Genomic DNA, 20,789 nt, shown 5'->3' with positions numbered 1-20,789 from the left:
GAGACAGGGAGGGCGTCGGCGCATCCCGCAAATCGGGCGGCTCGAATTTGCGGAAGGCAAACTGCGTGGAAACCTGCTGTCCGGATGGAACGGCAGCCAAATGCGGGCCTCTCAGCAGTGGCCCGATTTCGTACGTGCATGGAGTCGTTGAATCGAGGTGGATGGATGGGAATTCTTGGCGTTATCGCCGCGATATTGTTCGGACTGGCCGTATGGCTGTGGCCACGCCGAAACACATACGATGTAGGTGAACGAACGGGAGATGGTCCGGGGTGCGCAGTCGGTCGATGGAGTAAGGAACATGGCGGGAAGCAGGGATTGAACCCCGAAGGAATCGACGACTTGAATGCGTCGGCGAGCGCATTGCCCGCCATCGGATGTATGGCATGTGTGGCGTCTCTGCGAGCCTCCGTGCGTAGCGGAGCCACATTGGTGCAGGCGTTCGAAGAACTTGGAGGAACGCCGTTCGCCACGGCTGAACTCACCAGACTGCGCATAACCATGGTGATCCGCAGTCGATGCCCGCCCAACGAGCAATCCGGGAGATTCGGGCAATCCGGCCAAGTCGAACGGCTGAGCGGCGAGTTGTATGCGGCCTGCCAGCTGAGCCTGACGCTCGGATGCGAAACTGGCCGTTGCCTGCAGGCGGTGGCTGAATCATTGAAACGGCAACGATTATTGGATGATTTGCGTTCCAGCGCGTTCGCCATGCCCAAGGCGACGGTGAAACTCCTGATGGCGTTGCCGCTGCTCACTGTGCTCTTGGGAGAAGGTATGGGCGCGCATTCATTGGCTTTCCTTGTTTCAGGTGTCAAAGGCTTGGCATGTCTCGGATTTGCTCTCTGTTGCTACACATTCGGACTTATCTGGATACGTGCGTTGATGCGGCAGGATGATATGAAAGGAGCCATGTGATGACTGGCTTATGGATGCTGACGGCGGTGGTGTGCGCGGCTGAGGCGATATGGCTGAAGCAGTGGAGGCCGGTTCGCGCGCCTTCTGACCTTGCGCTCGCCGAGCGAATGCGGGAACTTCCTCTTCCGTTGATATTAGAGATGCTCAGCGTCGCCATACGGCAGGGATCTTCCATTCCACGTGCGCTGATTGCTGTGGGAGATATTGCGGCAGGAGAATTCGGCGCGGGACTACGATCGGCCGGAGAACAGTTGAACAAAGGTGTTTCCTGGGATGATGCGTGGCCGGATCATGGCGATCTTGCGGTAGTACGCGATGCGTTCGCCTCCTCATGGCACAGTGGCGCCTCTCCAGTGGAACGTTTGGAAACAGCCGTCGAACAATTGGATTGGGATGAGCGCGCGCAGATCGAACAGACTGCGGCGAAATTGTCGGTTCGTCTGTTGTTGCCGACCGGATTGTGTTTTCTTCCCGCATTTGTTGCGGTTGGAATCATTCCGTCCGTCATGTCGTTTGTGCAATGACGATGTGCGCGTAACGATAGCGGAAAAGCGGGGAATGTCGAGATCCGATAATTCACGAAGTTTTGTGGATAACTGTGGATGACACGCCGAGGGTGTGGATAACTTACGTCCTCCGACCACAACCCCGGAAAAACGCTCCTGCGAGCGTGATGATGCGCAACACTGGGTGCACTCGGCCGTCCGGCCGGGGTTGTTCGAACGAAAGGAACGCCATGAACAACGTAACGCCAATCAAAGTCGATGGCTTGCCAGGCCTGATGGGCAGGGCAGGGCAACGGCTGCATGCCATGCGGGAACGGGCCGACAAGGCGATATGCCTGTTGGATGCGCGTATGCGCACGCTGACCGCCGAACCGGAAGAAGGCGCCGCCACCGCCGAATATGCGGTGGTGCTGGTTGCCGCCACCGGATTCGCAGCCGTTTTGGTGGGCATTATGAAATCCGATGCCATCAAAACGCTGCTGACCAACATCATCAAGAAAGCGCTGAGCGTCGGGTGATTCATGCTGAGGCAATGGTGGAAACGCCATACCGATGATGCCGATGAGGGAGCGGCCACCGCGGAATTCGCGGTGGTGCTCCCCTGCGTGGCGGCGGTGGCGATTTTGGTGTTGTGCTTGGGGCGTGCGTCCGTGGTGTCTATGAATTGCCAGGATGCGGCCGCGGCCGGTGCGCGGGCCTTCGCGGTTGATGATGCCGGCGGCGAATCGAAAGCAAGGGCTGCCGCTGTGGCTGCGGCCGGCGATTCGGCGACAGTACGGTTTGACCGTGGTGCGGATTTCGTCACCGTTACGGTGCAATGCTCTGTAATACCTGACCCAACCGGTGTGCTTCCCGCACGAGTCACAGGCAAAGCGACCCGCTACTTCTAGCGCCTCGCCTTGTGTCTGCGTGATGCGGGGCTGCTGGGGTGTGGGCTATACGTGGGTCTTCGGTGTCGAAAACTCGCAAGCGCGACATGCGAAACATGCCGTGAAACACTGCCGGAGAGCGTCCGATGGATGCGAATCAGAAAGGAATGTATGATGTGAAACGCTTTGTGAAACATTGGTTTGCTTGGATTCGCGGATCCGATGAAGGTTCGGGAACCATATCCGGTGTGGCGCTGATCGCGGTGGCGGCCATAATGCTGAGTGCGGTCGCGTCGGCAGGCAATCTGTTGCTTTGCCTGCATCACGCGCAGAATGCGGCCGACCTAGCGTCGGTGGCGGCGGCCAACGCGCTATATGGAGGCTCTGCCGACCCCTGTTACGTGGCGGAACGTACCATTTCCGGTAATAATGCGACGATCGGATCCTGCACGATAGAAGGTGAGGATGTGTTGATCGAAGCGCAGATCGGTACGCAAGTGCCATTCGTATCCCACGTCAGCAAGCGGTCGAGAGCGGGACCGATCGTCTGCGAATAAGTATCGCCTGGAAAAGCGTCTCATGGCGGAAAATCGTCACGCAAAACGTGGTCATCTGTCTGGAAAGCCGTTCATATGTGGCGTGTGACGCGAATTGCGATTATCGTACTGAAGTATGAGCGAAACGTCCTGTGTGAATGCGACCGTTGCCGTTGTCGGCAATCCGACGTCGAACAAAGGCAAGGGCGCTGAAGTCGGCAATCAGGTGATCGGTCTGCTGCGGGAAGCCGGGCGCAAGCATGGCTTCAACGTTATCGATGCAACCGGTGAGAGTTTTGAAGGCTCTTTGCTGAACGCCAGAAACCGTAGAGACGAATATGACTACTTGGTGGTGGTCGGCGGTGACGGCATGATTGCGCTCGGCGCCAATGCCGTGGGCTGCTCCGGCAAGCCGCTTGGCATAGTGGCGACGGGTTCTGGCAATGATTTCGCGCGTGGACTTGAACTGCCGGTCAATCGTGTGGAAACCGCTGTCGATGGCATTGTCGGCGCGATTGTTCGCGGCACGCATATTGACGTCGATATGGGCTTGGCCACGTCGTTGCAGGGTGGATATGCCGTCGATTCCAGCACCGGTGATGAGTTGGTCGGAGATTCGGATGTGCCATTGCATCCGGCGGTCAATCGCTTCTATGCGGGCATGCTCTCGTGCGGTTTGGATGCGAGCATCAACGACCGTGCGAACCACTCGCGTTTGCCGAACGGTTCGTTGCGTTATTTCGCGGCCGTGCTTGTGGAATTGACTCATATGAAGCAGTACGGGTACCACGTCAAAGCCACGTTGGCCGATGGCACGGTGGAAGAGAAAGACATTATCTCGCCGCTGCTCACGGTGGCAAATTCGCGGCATATCGGTGGTGGCATTGAGGTCTCGCCGTATTCGCGGTTCTCTGATGGCTTGCTTGATTTGGTGTGGCTCGACCATGTGCCCAATGTCGCCGAATGCGCGGATGCGGTGGCGCGCGCCTACAGCGGCAAGATCCTCGGATGCAAAGTGTTTGGCTGGAAGCGTGTGCGCGATATCGAAATCACCCGCGCGCAAGAGGGTGACGAGCCGCCGGCCTTGATGGCGGACGGCGAATATGTTGGTCGCCTGCCTGTCAAGGTCGTGGCCCAGGGGCGTGCGTTGCGTGTGCTCGTGCCGCCGGCCGTGGTGGAAAGCCAAGCTTCCAATACCGAGGAAAAAGTGCTGGAAATCATCAAACGAGACCATCGCGACCCGATTACCGGCGAATTTCTTCAGTGATCTTCAGCGACGTGCGGTGATCTGCAGTGTGACAGCAGCCAGCGTGTGCTGTTGCGTGACATCAAATATGTCGTAAGTTATTTCTTGTCGATAATAGAAATCCGATATTCGTGAGAATTGCATCTTACGAATACCGGATTTTCTGTAATTAGCGAATGGCGTAATTAGCGAATGCTGTAACTAGCGAATGCTGTAACTAGCGAACGCGGATTGGGATTAGGCGGCGACTTTTTGGCGGGCGATGGCCTGCTCGTAGTCGCGGGTGCCCTTGAAGACTTCCTGCAGCCACGGGTTGACGTGCTGCTTCTTCGCACGGTACAGGATGTAGCCGAGTGCGAGCACGTTGGCCACGAGTGCGATGATCGACACGGTCAGATTCACGTTCGGATTGTTCACCGACTGCACGGCGAACTTGGACTCATCCTGGAACATGGGGAACACTTGCGCGAACATGCACCAGATGGCGAGCGTGTTGGCGCGGTTCTGAATCCAGCCGCCCTTGTTCCAGAAGAAGTTTGCCACGGTCGGGGCGAGCAGCAGCGCGAGGCCGCAGTACCAGGAGTGGGTTGGCAGGCAGTTGTAGGTGTAGCAGAAGTTCCAAATATCGTATGCGACGATGAACACCCAGGTCATGTCGGGCCAAAGCATGTCCTGCTTCTTCTTCGACACGTAAATGCCGAACCAGCCGGTCATGCAGGCGATGTTGATCAGGCCGGCAACGCCGTTGAACACGTTGTGCCAGCCGCCATACAGCGTCACGCCTTCGGTGGAAACCCACGTGGTACCCCAGGCGCGAATGGCGGATTCGAAGTCGGAGACCACGGCGATGAGAATGTTGATGGCCACGATCACGAACGGGAAGCATTTGAACCACTCGGACTTGCCGATCTTGCCCCACTTGTATTTGAGCGCCATAAAGCCGATGCAGCCCGCGGTGGCAGCATACAGTTTGGCATAGTGGAACCAGCTGGTCATATGAACGTAGGTCGGGTTGTTGAGCGCCCACTCGGCGCCCATAGCGGCGGCCGCGTAAATGGTGATGAAGTAGATGGTCAGAATGGCCGGCACGATCAGGAACGCGACCACGCCACCGGTTTTGGTGCGGCGGGCCAGCTCATTGGCACCGATGAGGCAGCAGAATACGAGGATCCAGCCGATCCACTGGTATACGGCGGTGTCGCCATAGACTTGGAACAACATCGCTTTTCCTTTCTCTCGACACGCATGTGCGCGCGGGTTGATTCCGCGTTTACATGTATTCGTTCAGGTGCAGCGTCTGCGCTGCGACCTGTCTGATGACGGTGTCTTCAATGTCTGGGTGCAGTCTGATCAGCGAAATCAGTCCAACGATGAGCGTGTAGAACGTCTCATGTTCGTTGGAGATGGGCATGCCATGCAGTTTTTCGAAATCACGTACGGTTGAACTGCAGATGTATTCCGCAATGCGATCGGCCACGAGGTCGATGAATTTGATGTACAGTCCCGCGTTGCCGTCTTCGATCATGCGCTGGCTGAACGGTCCCTCATCGGCGATGAGGGACCGGGTCAGTCGCACCACGTCGTCGAGCGCTTTCGAAATATTGCCGACTTCGCGATTCGCGTTCCACTCTTCCAAGTGTGTGATGACTTCGTCGATAACGTCGTCGAGTACGGCGTCCGCGACTTGGTCCTTGTCTTGGAAATAGTGATAGAAGAGAGATCTGGTCATGCCGACGCGACTTGCGATATCGCTGATAGTGACTTTAGAAAAGCCCTTTTCCAGGCAAAGTTCGCGGGCTGCGTGCACGATTTGCGCACGGCGTGCGTCTCCGACTGTCATCGCGGAAGCGTTGTGCTGTCCGTCCATGGCTCTCTCCTTCGCTTGAGTGGCGTCTCTCACCTACGCGACACGTTGACACTCTGTCAATTTCTTGACTGTCCCCAGTCTAAACCTGAAATTGACACTCTGTCAATTTTGGAATGTCGGTGTTGCTGTATCCAGCTTAAACTCCATCGTGAGCCTTTTCTTTCGGGACACGCGCCCACACCTGCGCGAGTGTGCGGTTCGACGGTTTTCGGCGCCCGCACGTGTCGTAATTAATCGGTAGCCTAGTGGCACTACTGCGGAAGGAATTGCGATGGCACTGGCACTCTATAGAAGGTATCGTCCCGACACGTTCGACGGCGTGATCGGTCAGGACCAGGTCACGGTTCCGTTGATGCGCGCGCTCGACGAGAACAAGCTCACGCACGCCTACCTGTTCTCCGGTCCGCGCGGTTGCGGCAAAACCAGTTCCGCCCGCATTCTTGCGCGGTGCGTCAACTGTGCGAAAGGTCCGACCTCGCATCCGTGCGGCGAATGTGAAAGCTGTAAGGATCTCGCTACGGGCGGTCCCGGTTCCATCGATGTGGTGGAAATCGACGCGGCCTCGCATAACGGCGTGGACGATGCCCGCGAACTGCGTGAGCGCGCTGGTTTCGCTCCGGCCCGCGACCGCTACAAGATCTTCATTCTCGACGAGGCCCACATGGTCACGCCGCAAGGTTTCAACGCGCTGCTGAAAATCGTGGAGGAGCCGCCGGAGCATGTGATGTTCATCTTCGCCACCACCGAACCAGACAAGGTGATCGGCACCATCCGCTCGCGCACCCACCATTACCCGTTCCGCCTGGTGCCGAAGGAGGTCATGGGACCGTACCTCGAGCAGATCTGCGAAGACGAGCATATCGAGGCCGAGCCGGGCGTTCTACGTCTTGCCATGCGTGCCGGCGGCGGTTCCATGCGAGACACACTTTCCGTGCTTGACCAGCTCATGGTTGGTGCGGTTGACGGCAGCATCGCATACGATTCCGCGGTTGCGTTGCTCGGTTTCACGCCCGACGCCCTGATTGGCGAGGCCGTCGACGCCGTTGCCGACAAAAACGGCGAAGCACTGTATGGCGTGATTCAGAAGGTTGTGGTCGGCGGTTTCGATCCCCGTCGATTCGTTGAGGATTTGCTTGCCCGCGTGCGCGATTTGCTGGTGCTCACGTTGGGTGGAGCGCGCGCGGAAAGCGTGCTTTCCGACGATGCGGCCGCCGAGAACATGGATGATTTGCGTCGTCAGGCTTCCGCTTTGGGATTGTCTGCGTTGACGCAGATGGCTGACACGATCAATGCGACGCTTGCCAATATGACCGGTGCGATTTCGCCGCGCATGCGATTGGAATTGCTTGCCGCGCGTTTGTTGGCTGGGCGTGAGGAAGGGGTGGCTGCAGTTGCGTCATCTTCCGGTATGCCTGATTTTGCTGGCGATTCCGAGGAGGCCGCCGCTGCAGAATCGCTGCGTGGATCCATGACCGGCTCGCGTCGCCGTGCGGCGAGACGTACCGCCGGCGTTCAGCCACAGGATTCCGCATCGGCAATTGATGCTCCTTCCGCGCCTGTGAAACCGGCTGTGCAGCCGTCTGCGGCGCCGATGAATCCCGCTGACGCCGTCGCTTCCGGAGTGGCTTCCATGCTTGCGGATGTTCAGCAGGCGATGAATGCGACGTCTTCCGTCGCGGCCGCTGCGCCTGCCGCAACTCCGGCGCCTGCGGCAACTTCCATACCTGCTCCAGTACATGACGACCGTACCCCCGACCAGAAGTGGGATGCTTTGGTGGCCGCACTTCCTGAGGATGTGCGCGGTTATGTGAACCGAGAAAAAGTGCCTCGTGTGCTGTTGCGTGGTGACAGCTTGTGGATCAAATTCGACAAGGCGCTCAGCAAATACGCGTTCGCCAAGGGCGTGGCGAAGGAGTCGGTGGATGGAACCACCGAAGTGGTGAAAATCGTCCGCGCCGAAGTGCATAAGGTGTTCGGCCCGAATGTCACGCTTGCCCCCGCCAAAAAGCTGGCGGACGGTTCCGAATCGGTGCCGTGGAGCAAGCTTAGTCCGGAAGAGCAAAGCAAGATCAACGTGCAGCTGGCGCAGGAGCGACTCAAATCCGCAACACTGCTGACGGCGAATCTTGGCACCGCCGCAAGTCTTGAATCCTCCGGCAAAGAACCGGCAGACGAGGGCGCGCAGAAAACCGAGAATGGCGGTAATGCAGAGGATTCTAACGAYGAGGAGGGTCACCGAGCCGTTGCGGACGCAACCGCCGAAAACGATCCATGGGCGGTCTCACAGCAGACCGCAGTAGTCCCATCGCAACTGGATGACGATCCGTGGGCCGTGCCAGCGCAACAGGTGCAACCGCAATCGGTGATCGCAAGCGGCGTCAACGACGTGAAAGCGCCGGAGCAACACGTGAAACATGTGGCCGTTCCCGATACCAGTGATAACGTCGATCCGTGGGCCGTGCCAGCGCCGGTACCGCAGCAGCCGCCGGTGGACGACGATCCTTGGGGTGCCCCCATGCCAGTTCAGGCAGGGCCGGCGGACGCTATGCCCGTGTCAACGGAATCTGAAACGGCCTCCAAGCATGCCAATCATCAGCATCGCGCACCTCGGCAGGAAGCGGCGTCTCAGCAAAACCAGCCGAACGCCGACCCATGGAGCCAACAGTTCTCCACGCCTGCGCAGCCAACACCGCAGGTCGCCGCGGAAGATGACGAATATTCCATGAGCGACGAATCGATCGGAGCGTCCAACGCGTTAAGCGTTGACGATTTGACACGACTATTCGAAGTGAAAAAAGTCGAGGATTTCGGCCCCGACGACGCCAAAAACCCGCGCAACATGCAGCAGAAGAAGAATCTCGACGATTAGCGGCACAATCGCGAATCCTACGGGAATGACCGCGAATCTTACGGCAACCAAGGAAAGGTGAACCATGGCACTGGCCTATGACGGCGCCATCCAACGACTGATCGACGCATTCGCGCACCTGCCCGGCATCGGGCCGAAAGGCGCGCAACGCATCGCCTTCTACCTGCTCAACGCATCCGACGAGGAATCGCAGACCCTGATCGACGCCATCACCGAAGTCAAGGAAAAAATACGATTCTGCGATGTTTGCGGCAACGTGTGCGAAACCAGTCCATGCCCGATCTGCGTCGATCCGCGCCGCGACCATAGCGTGATTTGCGTGGTCGAAGAACCGAAAGACGTGATGAGCATCGAACGCACACGCGAATATCGCGGCCTATACCACGTGCTCGGCGGCGTCATCAATCCGATGGCCAACGTGCAGCCGAGCGACCTCAACATCGCCAAACTCATCGAACGGCTCAAAGACAGCGAAGTCACCGAAGTGATTCTCGCGCTCAATCCGAACGTGGAAGGCGAGGCGACCACCAGTTTCCTTTCGCAGCTGCTGTCGCAAACCGACATCAAGGTCACGCGCTTGGCGAGCGGTCTGCCGGTCGGCGGCGACCTCGAATATGCCGACGAAATCACGCTCGGACGTGCGTTGGCCGGGCGTCGTGCGGTCTGACATCACATTCGCCACATGCGTTACATATGCCGGCATATGCTGGCGGCTATTGGCGATTGCTGGCGATTGCGTAGGCGTTGCGCAGGCGGTTCGCCAAAGATTTCGTGCGAAACTCACGCTGAAGAATCGTACGAAACTCACGCCGGAATATTGCGTGGATTTCATGTATTGTTCCGCATGTTGAGCATGTATTGTTTCGCATGTTGGGCGTGCAGGGGCTTGACAAATCGGATTTTTCCTATAATCGACCAGCCTGCCTAGAATGGTTGGCAGACAACACATTGAAGAAGATTGGATAAGTTGTGGCTCTCATCGTGCAGAAATTTGGCGGCTCTTCCGTAGCCGACCCAGAGTCGATCAAGCGCGTGGCCCGACGCATCATCGAAACGAAGAACGCCGGCAATGACGTGGCCGTGGTGGTCTCCGCAATGGGAGACACCACCGACGACCTGATCGATCAGGCGCTCAGTATCGACTCCAACCCGCCGGCACGCGAGATGGACATGCTGATGACCGCAGGCGAGCGTATTTCGATGAGTTTGCTCGCAATGGCAATTCATGCGGCCGGCTCTCACGCCTACTCCTTCACCGGTTCCCAGGCTGGTTTCATGACCGACGCCCAGTTCGGTACCGCACATATCAAGGCCGTGAAGCCTGACCGCGTGCGTCGTGCTCTCAACAAGGGCTCCGTGGCCATTGTGGCCGGCTTCCAAGGCGTGAACGAGGGCGGCGACGCCACCACGCTCGGCCGAGGTGGGTCCGATACCTCCGCAGTGGCTTTGGCTGTGGCGCTGGACGCCGACGTATGCGAGATCTACACCGACGTCGATGGCGTGTTCACCGCCGATCCGCGCATTGTACCGACCGCACGCCGTATTCCCGTCATCGACTATGAGTCGATGCTGGAAATGTCGTCCTGCGGTTCCAAGGTGCTTGCCCTGCGTTGCGTGGAATACGCGCAGCGATTCAACATGCCGTTGCATGTGCGCAGCTCCTTCTCCCACCGTAGCGGCACGCTGATCGTGCCGGAAGGTGTCGATCCGCGCACATTGCCGAACATCTGAGATATCTGAGATTCGCATTCGGCAATCGCGAGACATCGCAGGCAATCGCAAGAAAATCAAGACTTTACAAACAAAGGTAAGAACATGAGCGAAAACAACAGCCAGTCCTTGGGTGACCTGTTCCCCGATCTTGGACCGGAAGTCCCGATCATTTCCGGCGTTGCGCACGACAACACCGAATCGCTGGCCACCGTGCGCCGTGTGCCGAACGAGCCGGGCATGGCCGCCAAGGTGTTCACGATGCTGGCTGAGGCCGGCGTGAACGTCGACATGATCGTGCAGGCCTCCGCTTCCACCGGCACCGCCGACATTTCCTTCACTGTGCCCGGTTCCGCCGCGGCCAAGGTGCAGGAAGTGTTGCAGGAGAAGCAGGACGAACTGGGCTACCAGTCCTTCGACATTGACGCCAACGTGGGCAAGGTGGCCGTGGTGGGCGTGGGTATGAAGACCCACTCCGGCTTGGCTGCCAAGTTCTTCAATGCGCTGAGCGACAAGGGTGTGAATGTGCTGATGATCTCCACGTCCGAAATCCGCATCGCTGCGCTGGTTCCGCTCGAGCAGTTGCAGGACGCCGTCCGCGCGCTGCACACCGCCTACGGCTTGGACGCCGATCAGGTGGAAGCCGTGGTGTACGGCGGCACCGGTCGCTGACGCAATAGCACGTAATATCAATCGCAAGAAAGACTTGACTGGATTGCCTTAGGCATCTCAGTCAAGTCTTTTTGTATTCCCATATCTGTTTTGCAGATATTTTTTGCAGATAATCTGCAAATAAAAAGCGGAGGATCGCTGAATAATCAACAATCCTCCGCAATATTATGTTCTGCAGAAATCAGATATCACAATGTGCAATCATGCACGATCATGCGTAACTGCAGAACATATGCAGATTGCCATCACTTCTTGGTGATGTAGCCGAGTGCCTTCAGCATTTCGGCGCTTTCCAGCGCACCGCCGGCGGCACCGCGCAGGGTGTTGTGAGCCAAGCCAACGAACTTCCAATCGAAAATGGAATCCTCACGCAGACGGCCGATGGAAACACCCATGCCACCCTCGTAATCCACGTCCTTCTTGACCTGCGGGCGATCATCGTCGGTCAGGTACTGAATGAACTGCTTTGGTGCATGTGGCAAGCCAAGCTCGGAAGCCTTGCTCGTGTAGTTGACCAGGCGATCGATGAGCTCTTCCTTGGTCGGGTTCTTGCCGAAGTTGATGAACACGGTGGCGGTGTGACCGTTGAGCACAGGCACGCGAATGCACTGCGACGTGATCTTCAACGGACCGTCGAACGGCACGATTTCGCCCTTTTCCTCATCGACGTGACCGAACACCTTCAGCGGTTCCTTCTCGGACTTCTCCTCTTCGCCAGAGATGAACGGAATGATGTTGCCCAGCATTTCAGGCCAGTCGTTGAACGTCTTGCCAGCGCCGGAGATGGCCTGATAGGTGCTCACGATAACCTCGCGCGGCTCGAATTCCTTCCAAGCGGCGAGCGCCGGAGTGTAGGCCTGGATGGAGCAGTTTGGCTTGACGGCGATGAAGCCGTGCGTGGTGCCGAGACGCTTGCGCTGGTGCTCGATCACCTCATAATGCTCCGGGTTGATTTCTGGCACGACCATCGGCACGTCCGGAGTCCAGCGGTGGGCGCTGTTGTTCGATACGACCGGCGTTTCGGTTTTCGCGTATTCCTCTTCGATGGCGCGGATCTCGGCCTTCGGCATGTTCACTGCGGAGAACACGAAATCGACGTCTTTGACCACGTCTTCCACGTCAGCCACGTTCTTGACGACCATGTTCTTCACGAATTCCGGCATCGGCGTTTCCATCTTCCAGCGACCGCCGATGGCCTCTTCGTAGGTCTTGCCGGCGCTGTGCGCGGACGCGGCAAGGGTGACCAATTCGAACCACGGATGGTTTTCGAGCAGCGTGACGAAGCGCTGTCCGACCATGCCCGTAGCTCCGAGAATGCCGACCTTAATCTTTTCGGACATAACAACCTCTCGCTTATGCTGGAACGGTTTCGTATGATTTCACGCTTGAGGTCGACCAGCCGGCCCAAACGACTCCGTGGGCGGCCACATGCGTTGTTTTATCTTACGAAATCCGCGGAACAAGCAGGTTCTCCTATCCGTATGCTGGTCTGCTTCGCGTTCTATACGTTCTTGTGCTCAGCTCGCGGAACATAGGGGCGAGCCAGGATGCCGTGAAGAGCTCTCTTGCAGTGATTCAGCATTTTTGCTTCCGTGACGTTCCCGGTTCGGGCAGTATGTTTGTCAGATTGGTGTGATGCGGTTGACTGATTGTCCGTGCTGATGCGTCTGTCTGCACAAGTTTCGGTGCGCGGTCTGCGAGGCTTTTCGTGCTTTGGACGTATCGCTCGCGTACACTGGAAGCCATGTCGAAGGCATCAGAAGAAGCGCAAAAGCAGTTGGATCGTATCGTGGCGTTGGGCTATCCGGATGTGGCCGATATGTCGGCCGCCGCGTTCCGCGCTTTGGCGCGCCCGCTCATCCGTGCGTTGGAGGATTCCGATTTGGGCACGCAGATTCTGTTGGTGCCTACGCGCGAGTTGGTTTCCCCGGAATCGTTGATCGCGCGTACGTCGATCAATCGCATGGCTGGTTTCACCACGATGCCTCCGCGCGATATTGCCAGTTTTCTTCCGCAGGATGGTTTCGAACCGCCGGAAGGCCCGTTCTACTTGGTGATCGAGCCGCATACGGGAACTTGCTACATCAATCGCGAGCCCGATGTTGCGCGCAAGCTGATCGATTCCGACGAGCGTTTGCCTCTCACGTTGGAAGAGGGGCTTGCGATTGCCACGCAGCATCCGGAATGGTTGTTGGAGGAGAACGGGTTTAATTTGTTGGGATCGCGTTCCGCGGATGGTCGTGTGCCGAGTATTTGGATGAGTCAGAATGCGCCTCGATTGGGTGCGGTATGGCCGAATTCCCGTCATACTTGGCTTGGCAACGCGTTTTGTGCGTCTCGTCGCGGTGTCAGTCTGTTCCATTGATGTTCCGCTGATATTTCGCAGATTTTCCACAGATTTTCCGCATTCCGCAGATTGGCGATTGTCCGACTGTTGCGACGGCCATGCCTTGCGGCGGTCGCGCCTAGCGCTTGAACAGTTTGGCGATGGCGTGGCCGGCTGCGGCGCACATCACCGATCCGACGCCCAGCAGTGTGGCCGTGACCTGTGGACGGCGCAGTTCGTTGCGGATGCCGACCAGATCGGTCACGCAATGGTCTTCGAAGAACACGCGCAGTTCGTTGCTGGAATAACGTCCGACCAAATCGCCCCACGTGAGCATGCACGTCACGTAGCTGACCGGATTATTCTCACGGAATTCGAACAGGCGAATGCCGCGCAGTCGCGATTTCGGCCCATAGCATTCGAAGCCGCAGGTCGGCGCGTACCCAAGATCGATGTCGTGCGCGTGCCCGACGAACGCGTTCTTATGATCATGTCCGCAGAACAGCGCGAAATAGCCGCCGGCATCGCGCAGCGCCTGCACTTCGCCAACGTTCTCGTCCGCGCATCCGATCGCCTCGCCAAGCCGTGAGCCGGGTCTGCACACGTCTCGATCCAATATGTAGCAATGCCCTGCGAACGTTCGCGCACCCTCCACCGCATTCGGCGTGTATGCGGGCACTTCGCGCAGGCAGTCGTAGAATTCCTGCGGCGGAATATGCTGGAATGCGATAGCCGGAACCGCGCGACCATCGCCGTTGCGCCGTCCCAGCTCGCGTTGCACTTGCTTCAGCCATTCGATCGCTTCCGGCGAAGGTGTGCCGTAGCCGTCGGAATCGGCCAAATCCCAGCCACGTGAATTCGACGCATATTTTGCGTAGGATGTCAGCGATTCTCGTCCGCCGGCAGTATTGCCAACAGTATTGCCGGATTTATCAGTATCTCCAACACGCTCGCAACCGTCAGAAATGCTGCAATCGCCGTCAAACGCATTATCCGCATAATCGCCGGAATTCACCATCATCACGCTCATCGCAATGCGCTTTGAACCATCGGAAGCTTCGATCGGAATCGCAAACGTGCCTGGTTCGAGCGCCAAAGGAGACGACCCGGCAACGGGATTCATGCAACCGGAAAACTCTCGGTAGATGTCATCCTGTTCGTCGGCGAGAATGCCGCACTGGAAATCGTGGTTGCCGTAGGTTGCGGCAAAGGGGATTCGCGCTTCCAATGCAGGTCCAAGGAATGCTGCGAACGTGTCTCGTACTTTCTGCCGTGTGTCATCGAGTATGGTCGCGGCGGTCGCGCGATTGATGGATTGTGCCCATGATTCAAGCTTGTTGGCGGATCCGTTGAGACCGTCGCGCTTGTTGCGTTTCACGAGTTTCGGCGAGTCGGTGCCGATGCCGTCAATCATCCAACTGTCGTCGGTAGGGGGATATTCGCGTAATGCTTTGGCGAGAGGGTGTCGTTTGATGCCGCGCAGTTTCGCTTCGATTTTAGTGACGATGCGCACGCGCGTGCCCGGCCGTTCGCCGCGTCTGCGCAGAAATGTGTCGATGTACGCGGGGTCGTATCCGCGAATCTGATCGCCGGTGAAGACGATTAGATCGGGATGCGTTTTTTTGATGGCGGCTTCGATGAGACGGATTGTGTCTTCGCGCACGTTCGGTCCGTCCTGAATATCGGCCATCTGCAGCACGCGGAAGGTGCCGTCGCTGTTGAATCGCAAGGTCATGATGCTCACTGTAATGCGGCAAATCTGGATATGGGGTGAAAAGTGTCGGAAGCGCTCTAAAATGGCAGCCGCATCGCGGAATGTCAGCAAAATATGGAGCTAGCTGACGCTAGGATGGACGGCGGTACATGAAAAGTAACATGCATGTAATAAATGGGTCGGCAGATCGTCGACAACTTCACAGATAAGGAGGAGTGATGGGTCAGGATCAATCTTCAGTGTTTGATCTCGCGGCAGTCGCCGCGGCGTCCAACGGAGGGAACAACGACCCGCTGCTGCCTCCGGCGCGTTATATTGGAGCTCCGCAAAAGCCCAGCAAGATGCCGTACAACAAGTACGTCGCATACGATAAGCAGGTGCCATTTGATTACCCGGAGCGTACGTGGCCGGGTAAGCGACTGCAGCGTGCACCGCGTTGGTGTTCCGTCGATCTTCGTGACGGCAATCAGGCCCTCGTCAACCCGATGGATTCCGAGCGCAAGTTGCGTTTCTGGAATCTGCTGGTGTCGTTGGGCTTCAAGGAGATCGAGGTCGGCTTCCCGTCGGCTTCCGAAACCGATTACGATTTCATCCGTATGCTGATCGAGCGTGAGCTCATTCCTGATGACGTTACGATCGTGGTGCTGACGCAGGCTCGCGAGCACCTGATTCGCAAGACTTACGAGTGCCTGAAGGGTGCCAAGCGTGCCGTCGTGCACTTCTATAACTCCGTGTCCGTGCTACAGCGCGAGGTCGTGTTCCGTAAGGATAAGGCCGGCATCAAGAAGCTTGCCACCGACGCGGCCACCCTGTGCAAGGAGCTTGAGGGCGAGGCCGAGGGCATCGACCTGTATTACGAGTATTCTCCGGAATCCTTCACCGGCACCGAACCGGAGTACGCCGTTGAGGTGTGCAATGCGGTGATCGACGTGATCAAGCCGACTCCTGAGCATCCGATGATCATCAATCTGCCGGCAACGGTGGAAATGACAACGCCGAACGTGTTTGCCGACCAAGTGGAATACATGTCGAACAATCTGGTGCCGCGCGACGCCGTAGTGCTGTCGCTGCACCCGCACAACGATGAAGGCATGGGCGTGGCCGCCACCGAGTTGGCCGTGCTTGCCGGCGCCGACCGCGTTGAGGGTTGCCTGCTGGGCAACGGCGAGCGCACCGGCAACGTCGATTTGGTTACGCTTGGTTTGAACTTCCTCACGCAGGGCATCGATCCGCAGATCGATTATTCCAACGTTCCTGAGATTCGCAAGACTGTTGAGTACTGCAACCAGCTGAAGATTTCCGAGCGTCACCCGTATGCCGGCAATTTCGTGTTCACCGCCTTCTCCGGCTCTCATCAGGATGCCATCAAGAAGGGTCTTGAGGCTCGTCAGGTGGCCGCCGATCGTGCCGGTGCCGATTTGGACAGCTTCGTGTGGCTGGTGCCGTACCTGCCGATCGATCCGAAGGATATCGGCCGCACGTACGAGGCCATCATCCGCGTGAACTCCCAGTCCGGCAAGGGCGGCATGGCCTACCTGCTGAAGACCAACCACAATCTTGATCTGCCGAAGCGTCTGCAGGTCGAGTTCGACAAGGTTGTGCAGGCGTACGCCGATGAGACCAAGAAGGAAGTCAAGGACGAGGATATTTGGCGTCTGTTCAAGGACGAGTATCTGCCGGTCGAAGAGTCCGGCGCTACTGCGGCTGGTGCCGTGGTCGGCGACAGCAAGGACGACTCCCTCGAGCAGTGGGGCCGTCTGAAGCTGCTGAAGGTGTCGGTGTCTTCCGGTGAAGATGGTTCCGATACCGTGCTGAAGGCCAGGATTCTTGACCGTGGCGTGAACGTCGGCGTTGATGAGCCGGTGGAGCGTGAGGTTTCCGGCATGGGTAATGGCCCGCTTGCCGCTTTCCTGAACGCGCTGAGCAATTTCGGCATCGAGGCTTCCGTAATGGATTATGTGGAGCACACCATGTCCGTCGGCACCGATGCCATGGCCGCTTCCTATGTGGAATGCCAGATCGGCGAGGAAGAGGATCCGCAGATCGTGTGGGGCGTCGGCATTGACACGTCCATCGTCACCAGCTCGCTGAAGGCCATTATTTCGGCCATCAACCGTTCCGAGCGCTGATTTCCGCGGTTTTTCAGTTCTTGTAGCTGAAGGGCTTGTGATGTACTTGCGAGTACGTCACAAGCCCTTTGCTTTTTGATTTCATAGGATTCCCGAGTTTCCGGATTTTCCAGTTTTTCCGGATTATTCGGAAACTCGGAAATTCAGGATTGCGATCCCCAAATGCAGACATTGTTGCCGATTGCGGAGAACGTCATGACCGGCTTGCCGTCGATCTCGCGGGGGAGTGTTGCGAACCGTGCAATGTAGGTCACGTCGTCCAATCGGATTTCCGCGTCGCTTGCGCAACAGTTGAATCCGTTCACGGCGCCGGAAAGCGGTTTCCACGATCCGCAGGTGATCGGCCCGTCCGTCGACCTCGGCAGATTCGCGTCGGGAGTATCGAAGAAACTTACGATTTCACCCCGGGTGATCCGCCCGTCCTCATGGAACGTATATCGTGTCGGACGATTGATGCCAACGTACGTGCCATCATCCTCTTGCTTGCCGTTGAAGAACGTATGCTGATCATGCAGTACAACGTTGTAATCGCCTGTGATATCGGCAATGCCGGTCGGCGCGACGGCAACGGAACCGCGGTATTCGTACGGTGCCGCAACCAGCCAGCCGTCGGAAGTTGGCAGTAATTCGCGTACGTGAGATTCGTAATCTTCATCATCGCCCTCGCTAAAGCGTTCCGCGAAACGGGTGTGGTAGACGAGGAACATGCGACCGTCCTCCGACCGACGAATGGCGGAATTATGCCCCTGCGAGACTTCGACATCGGCAAGTTCTGCCGGACCGCCATCCCACTGTACGGAAGACGTCAATCGAATGCCGGTGCCGCGCTCCTGATTGTCGGGAATCTCACCGTACGAAATCGCGGGATTGCCGTTCTGGTCCACGTACGGGCCAAGCAGCGATTTTGAACGGAACAGACGAATCTGATATCCGCCGGTGCGCCCAAGCCAGCCGTACGACATGAACAGATACCACCATCCGTTTTCACGAATGAAGTACGATCCTTCGCCGGAATTCCAGTAGCCTCCGGCCACTTTCACGCCGTAATAAGGATCGGAGGAATCCTTGACCAGCGGGTATCGCACGGAATAATCGCGCAAGCCGGTTTTCGGATCGAGCTTGAACATCCAGATGCCGCCGAACCATGAACCGAAACTCATCCACATTTCGCCGTGCTCGCACAATGCGGGCGCCGCGTCGATGGCGTTGATACGCGTGTCTTTGAGCGACAGGTAGCGGGTCAGGTCATAGCCGACGGTGCCATCGGTTTTGGGCTCAAGTTCCAGCACTTTCGGCACGTCGGTGTTCCACAGGTTGCTCTCGTCGAAACCGGAATATACCACCGGCCCCACGTACGTCCAGTCGCCGTCCACATGGTCGGCGGTCAACAGCACGATCACCGAGCGGAACTGGTCGCCGTTCACCGACAGGTACATGCACCACTTGCCCATGGTCTCGTTCCAGATCACGTCGGGCGCCCACGTGTTGCCGAGCAGGTCGGGATTGGAATCCTGTTTCGGCCATGCCTGCCAAATATCGCCGAGCAGCGCGTACGGGTCGCGGCTCAGATTGTTATCGAACCGCTCCCAATGCACCATATCCGTGCTGCGCGCGCACCGACGATGCGTGCCGAACAGATAGTAGACACCGTTTTCCTCGACGATTGCGGGATCGTGCACGGCCACCCGCCCGGCATCAAGCGTATGCTCGATGCCGTTGGGTGAGATGGCCTGCGATGCGGGGCCTGCATTGCTTGCGTTGACTGCGCCGGTTGCGTCGGCTGTGGAATGCACGGTTGTTGCGCCGTTTTTGCTCACTTCTGAGACCCCCAAATGCACAGATTGTTCGTGCCCAGGGCGCTGAAGGTCATGACTTCCTTGCGGTCCTTGTCTCGCGGAAGCTTGTCGAACGCGCCGGAGTAGGTGACTTCGCCTTCGTCGCCGGTGAGCTTAAGCGTCATCTGGTTGGTGCCTTCCACGGCCTCCCAAGTGCCTGTCTGGTCGCCGGTCACGGTGCCGTCTTCCTTCAGGGTGATGTTGATGGGCTTGTTCACACCGCGATAGTCGGTGCTCGTCTTATCGGTGACCTTCTTCGGGCCCTTGAAATAGCTGGACTTGTCGTGCGTCACCATCTCGTAATCGCCGGCGATGTCGGCGGTCTTGTAGCCCTTCTTGTCGGCCTTGGTGCCCGTGTATTCGTACGGTGCGGCCGCCAGCCATCCGTCGGCGGTCGGCAGCAGCTCGTGCACGCGCACCTCATGCTTTTCGCCGGAACCGGAGAAACGGGTATGGTACACGAGGTAAGCGGTGCCGTCGTCGTCAACGAACGCGGAATTGTGGCCCTGGGAGACCTCGATGTTCGCGTTGTCGTTGCCGCTCCACTGGATCGAGCTCATCAGGCGCTCGCCGATGTCGCTTTGCCAGTTGTTGCCGATGGCCTTGGTGGAAATCGCGGTGTTGCCGGCTTCGTCAACGTACGGGCCGGTGATGTCCTTGGATCGGAACATGCGGATCTGGTAGCCACCGGTCTGCTGCAGCGCGCCGTAGGAGGCGAATAGATACCAGTAGCCGTTGTCGTGCAGCAGGTAGGAGCCTTCGCCGGAGTTGCCGAAGCCGCCGCCGAGCTTCACGCCATAGTAGGCGTCGGACTTGTTCGCTTCGGTGGGGTAGGTGGAGTTGTAGTCGCGCAGGCCGGTCGTCGGGTCGAGCTTGAACATCCACATGCCGCCGAACCAGGAGCCGAAGGTCATCCACATGTCGCCGTTGTCATCGGTTTTCACGCACGGGTCGATGGCGTTGATGCCGGTGTCGGTCTGCGAGGTGTAACGGGTGATGTCGGCATCCTCGCCAAGCACCTGCGGCACGTCGGTCTTCTTCACGTTCACGCGTTCGAAGCCGGAATAGACCACCGGGCCAACGTACGTCCAATCGCCTTCGATGTCGTCGGCGGTGAGCAGCACGATTACGGAGCGGTAATTATCGCCGTTGATGGACATGTACATGCACCACTTGCCCATCGTTTCGTTCCAGACCACGTCGGGGGCCCACATATTGCCTTTGACGTCCGGATTCGTGGACTGCTTCGCCCAGCCTTCCCAAATGTCTTTGAAGACCTTCTCGTAGTCGGTGCTCAGATTGTTGGTGAAGGTGCTCCAGTTGATCAGATCGTCGCTTTTGAGCCAGGCGCGGTGCGAGCCGAAAATATAGTATTTGCCGTTGGCCTTGACGATGGAGGGGTCGTGGGATTCGCCGCGCTTGATGCTGGCGGTGCTGGTTTCGCTGGTTTCGGACTTTGATGACGCCGATGATTGGTCGGATGATGTGCTGGAGCAGCCTGCTAGCGTTCCGACGAGCACGGCTGCTGCGATCAGGCCTGCTGCGACCTGTTTCACAGTTGTACGGAGTTTCATTTTTCCCCTTCCTTGCGGATG

At 58.0% G+C, this 20,789-nt stretch carries 18 protein-coding genes; 12 read left to right on the top strand and 6 right to left on the bottom strand.

Features of this window, described 5'->3' with window-relative positions:
* Positions 1-165 precede the first annotated feature (165 nt).
* The 6 genes from CE153_RS01870 (at position 166) to CE153_RS01845 (ending at position 4,093) form a co-directional block, all read left to right on the top strand.
* Positions 166-915 carry a type II secretion system F family protein gene (locus tag CE153_RS01870; protein WP_442861958.1) on the top strand — a complete coding sequence of 250 codons (750 nt, stop codon included), beginning with the start codon at positions 166-168 and terminating at the stop codon, positions 913-915.
* Complete coding sequence (locus CE153_RS01865; RefSeq protein WP_099594934.1) at positions 915-1,439, top strand: type II secretion system F family protein; 525 nt, start codon at positions 915-917, stop codon at positions 1,437-1,439. The genes CE153_RS01870 and CE153_RS01865 overlap by 1 nt, the downstream gene beginning before the upstream one ends.
* A gap of 212 nt (positions 1,440-1,651) precedes the next feature.
* A complete protein-coding gene (locus CE153_RS01860; protein ID WP_099594933.1) occupies positions 1,652-1,939 on the top strand; it encodes a DUF4244 domain-containing protein in 288 nt (95 codons plus the stop codon).
* Positions 1,940-1,942: 3 nt separating this feature from the next.
* Positions 1,943-2,311 (top strand): TadE family type IV pilus minor pilin, encoded by a 369-nt coding sequence (locus CE153_RS01855; protein WP_099594932.1) that lies wholly within the window; start codon positions 1,943-1,945, stop codon positions 2,309-2,311.
* Positions 2,312-2,457: 146 nt separating this feature from the next.
* A complete protein-coding gene (locus tag CE153_RS01850) occupies positions 2,458-2,847 on the top strand; it encodes an Rv3654c family TadE-like protein (protein WP_099594953.1) in 390 nt (129 codons plus the stop codon).
* Positions 2,848-2,962: 115 nt separating this feature from the next.
* Positions 2,963-4,093 (top strand): diacylglycerol/lipid kinase family protein, encoded by a 1,131-nt coding sequence (locus CE153_RS01845; RefSeq protein ID WP_099594931.1) that lies wholly within the window; start codon positions 2,963-2,965, stop codon positions 4,091-4,093.
* A 216-nt stretch (positions 4,094-4,309) separates the two neighbouring features.
* Here the strand turns inward: CE153_RS01845 and CE153_RS01840 are convergent, their stop codons facing one another.
* The gene (locus CE153_RS01840; RefSeq protein ID WP_099571099.1) at positions 4,310-5,293 is read right to left on the bottom strand and encodes a DUF5692 family protein; all 984 of its coding nucleotides are present in this window, start codon (positions 5,291-5,293) and stop codon (positions 4,310-4,312) included.
* A 49-nt stretch (positions 5,294-5,342) separates the two neighbouring features.
* Complete coding sequence (locus CE153_RS01835) at positions 5,343-5,939, bottom strand: TetR/AcrR family transcriptional regulator (RefSeq protein ID WP_099571098.1); 597 nt, start codon at positions 5,937-5,939, stop codon at positions 5,343-5,345.
* A 271-nt stretch (positions 5,940-6,210) separates the two neighbouring features.
* On the opposite strand from CE153_RS01835, the gene dnaX reads away from it, so the two are divergent.
* The 4 genes from dnaX to CE153_RS01815 all read left to right on the top strand — a co-directional run bounded on the left by dnaX (position 6,211) and on the right by CE153_RS01815 (position 11,190).
* A complete protein-coding gene (gene dnaX / locus CE153_RS01830) occupies positions 6,211-8,808 on the top strand; it encodes a DNA polymerase III subunit gamma/tau (protein WP_099594930.1) in 2,598 nt (865 codons plus the stop codon).
* A 64-nt stretch (positions 8,809-8,872) separates the two neighbouring features.
* Positions 8,873-9,475, top strand: a complete 603-nt coding sequence (gene recR, locus CE153_RS01825) for a recombination mediator RecR (protein WP_099571096.1) — start codon at positions 8,873-8,875, stop codon at positions 9,473-9,475.
* A gap of 302 nt (positions 9,476-9,777) precedes the next feature.
* Entirely contained in the window at positions 9,778-10,539 is a 762-nt protein-coding gene (locus CE153_RS01820) for an aspartate kinase (protein ID WP_099571095.1), read from the top strand.
* A gap of 84 nt (positions 10,540-10,623) precedes the next feature.
* On the top strand, positions 10,624-11,190 hold the full coding sequence (locus tag CE153_RS01815; RefSeq protein WP_099571094.1) for an ACT domain-containing protein: 567 nt from the start codon (positions 10,624-10,626) through the stop codon (positions 11,188-11,190).
* A gap of 245 nt (positions 11,191-11,435) precedes the next feature.
* On the opposite strand, the gene asd is transcribed toward CE153_RS01815, so the two are convergent.
* A complete protein-coding gene (gene asd, locus CE153_RS01810; RefSeq protein WP_099594929.1) occupies positions 11,436-12,530 on the bottom strand; it encodes an aspartate-semialdehyde dehydrogenase in 1,095 nt (364 codons plus the stop codon).
* Positions 12,531-12,934: 404 nt separating this feature from the next.
* Here asd and CE153_RS01805 point away from each other — a divergent pair, with 404 nt between their 5' ends.
* Positions 12,935-13,555, top strand: coding sequence for a DUF5701 family protein (locus CE153_RS01805; protein ID WP_039196760.1), 621 nt, complete (start codon positions 12,935-12,937; stop codon positions 13,553-13,555).
* Between the two features lie 100 nt (positions 13,556-13,655).
* On the opposite strand, the gene CE153_RS01800 is transcribed toward CE153_RS01805, so the two are convergent.
* Entirely contained in the window at positions 13,656-15,251 is a 1,596-nt protein-coding gene (locus CE153_RS01800) for a metallophosphatase (RefSeq protein WP_099594928.1), read from the bottom strand.
* 197 nt (positions 15,252-15,448) lie between these two features.
* On the opposite strand from CE153_RS01800, the gene leuA reads away from it, so the two are divergent.
* Positions 15,449-17,359: a 2-isopropylmalate synthase gene (gene leuA / locus CE153_RS01795; protein WP_099594927.1), complete on the top strand. Its 1,911-nt coding sequence runs from the start codon at positions 15,449-15,451 to the stop codon at positions 17,357-17,359.
* Between the two features lie 143 nt (positions 17,360-17,502).
* Here leuA and CE153_RS01790 read toward each other — a convergent pair whose 3' ends face one another.
* Both CE153_RS01790 and CE153_RS01785 read right to left on the bottom strand, forming a co-directional pair.
* Positions 17,503-19,191 (bottom strand): glycoside hydrolase family 43 protein, encoded by a 1,689-nt coding sequence (locus CE153_RS01790; protein WP_236824423.1) that lies wholly within the window; start codon positions 19,189-19,191, stop codon positions 17,503-17,505.
* Positions 19,173-20,768 carry a glycoside hydrolase family 43 protein gene (locus CE153_RS01785; RefSeq protein WP_099571088.1) on the bottom strand — a complete coding sequence of 532 codons (1,596 nt, stop codon included), beginning with the start codon at positions 20,766-20,768 and terminating at the stop codon, positions 19,173-19,175. Before CE153_RS01785 ends, CE153_RS01790 begins: the two co-directional genes overlap by 19 nt.
* Positions 20,769-20,789 lie beyond the last annotated feature (21 nt).

It is taken from the genome of Bifidobacterium sp. N4G05, from assembly GCF_002742445.1.
In the GTDB taxonomy this organism is placed as follows: Bacteria; Actinomycetota; Actinomycetes; order Actinomycetales; family Bifidobacteriaceae; genus Bifidobacterium; species Bifidobacterium hominis.
Note: the sequence above shows the minus strand (reverse complement) of the source record. Positions and strands in the feature narration are given on the sequence as shown.

What these genes read in the sequence shown, in the direction of transcription:
- CE153_RS01860 (WP_099594933.1), top strand. Translation starts at nt 1,652, where the DNA reads ATGAACAACGTAACGCCAATCAAAGTCGATGGCTTGCCAGGCCTGATG.
- CE153_RS01845 (WP_099594931.1), top strand. Translation starts at nt 2,963, where the DNA reads ATGAGCGAAACGTCCTGTGTGAATGCGACCGTTGCCGTTGTCGGCAAT.
- asd (WP_099594929.1), bottom strand. Translation starts at nt 12,530, where the DNA reads ATGTCCGAAAAGATTAAGGTCGGCATTCTCGGAGCTACGGGCATGGTC.
- CE153_RS01835 (WP_099571098.1), bottom strand. Translation starts at nt 5,939, where the DNA reads ATGGACGGACAGCACAACGCTTCCGCGATGACAGTCGGAGACGCACGC.
- CE153_RS01850 (WP_099594953.1), top strand. Translation starts at nt 2,458, where the DNA reads ATGTATGATGTGAAACGCTTTGTGAAACATTGGTTTGCTTGGATTCGC.
- recR (WP_099571096.1), top strand. Translation starts at nt 8,873, where the DNA reads ATGGCACTGGCCTATGACGGCGCCATCCAACGACTGATCGACGCATTC.
- CE153_RS01855 (WP_099594932.1), top strand. Translation starts at nt 1,943, where the DNA reads ATGCTGAGGCAATGGTGGAAACGCCATACCGATGATGCCGATGAGGGA.
- CE153_RS01840 (WP_099571099.1), bottom strand. Translation starts at nt 5,293, where the DNA reads ATGTTGTTCCAAGTCTATGGCGACACCGCCGTATACCAGTGGATCGGC.
- CE153_RS01800 (WP_099594928.1), bottom strand. Translation starts at nt 15,251, where the DNA reads ATGACCTTGCGATTCAACAGCGACGGCACCTTCCGCGTGCTGCAGATG.
- CE153_RS01870 (WP_442861958.1), top strand. Translation starts at nt 166, where the DNA reads ATGGGAATTCTTGGCGTTATCGCCGCGATATTGTTCGGACTGGCCGTA.
- leuA (WP_099594927.1), top strand. Translation starts at nt 15,449, where the DNA reads ATGGGTCAGGATCAATCTTCAGTGTTTGATCTCGCGGCAGTCGCCGCG.
- CE153_RS01805 (WP_039196760.1), top strand. Translation starts at nt 12,935, where the DNA reads ATGTCGAAGGCATCAGAAGAAGCGCAAAAGCAGTTGGATCGTATCGTG.
- CE153_RS01785 (WP_099571088.1), bottom strand. Translation starts at nt 20,768, where the DNA reads ATGAAACTCCGTACAACTGTGAAACAGGTCGCAGCAGGCCTGATCGCA.
- CE153_RS01865 (WP_099594934.1), top strand. Translation starts at nt 915, where the DNA reads ATGACTGGCTTATGGATGCTGACGGCGGTGGTGTGCGCGGCTGAGGCG.
- CE153_RS01815 (WP_099571094.1), top strand. Translation starts at nt 10,624, where the DNA reads ATGAGCGAAAACAACAGCCAGTCCTTGGGTGACCTGTTCCCCGATCTT.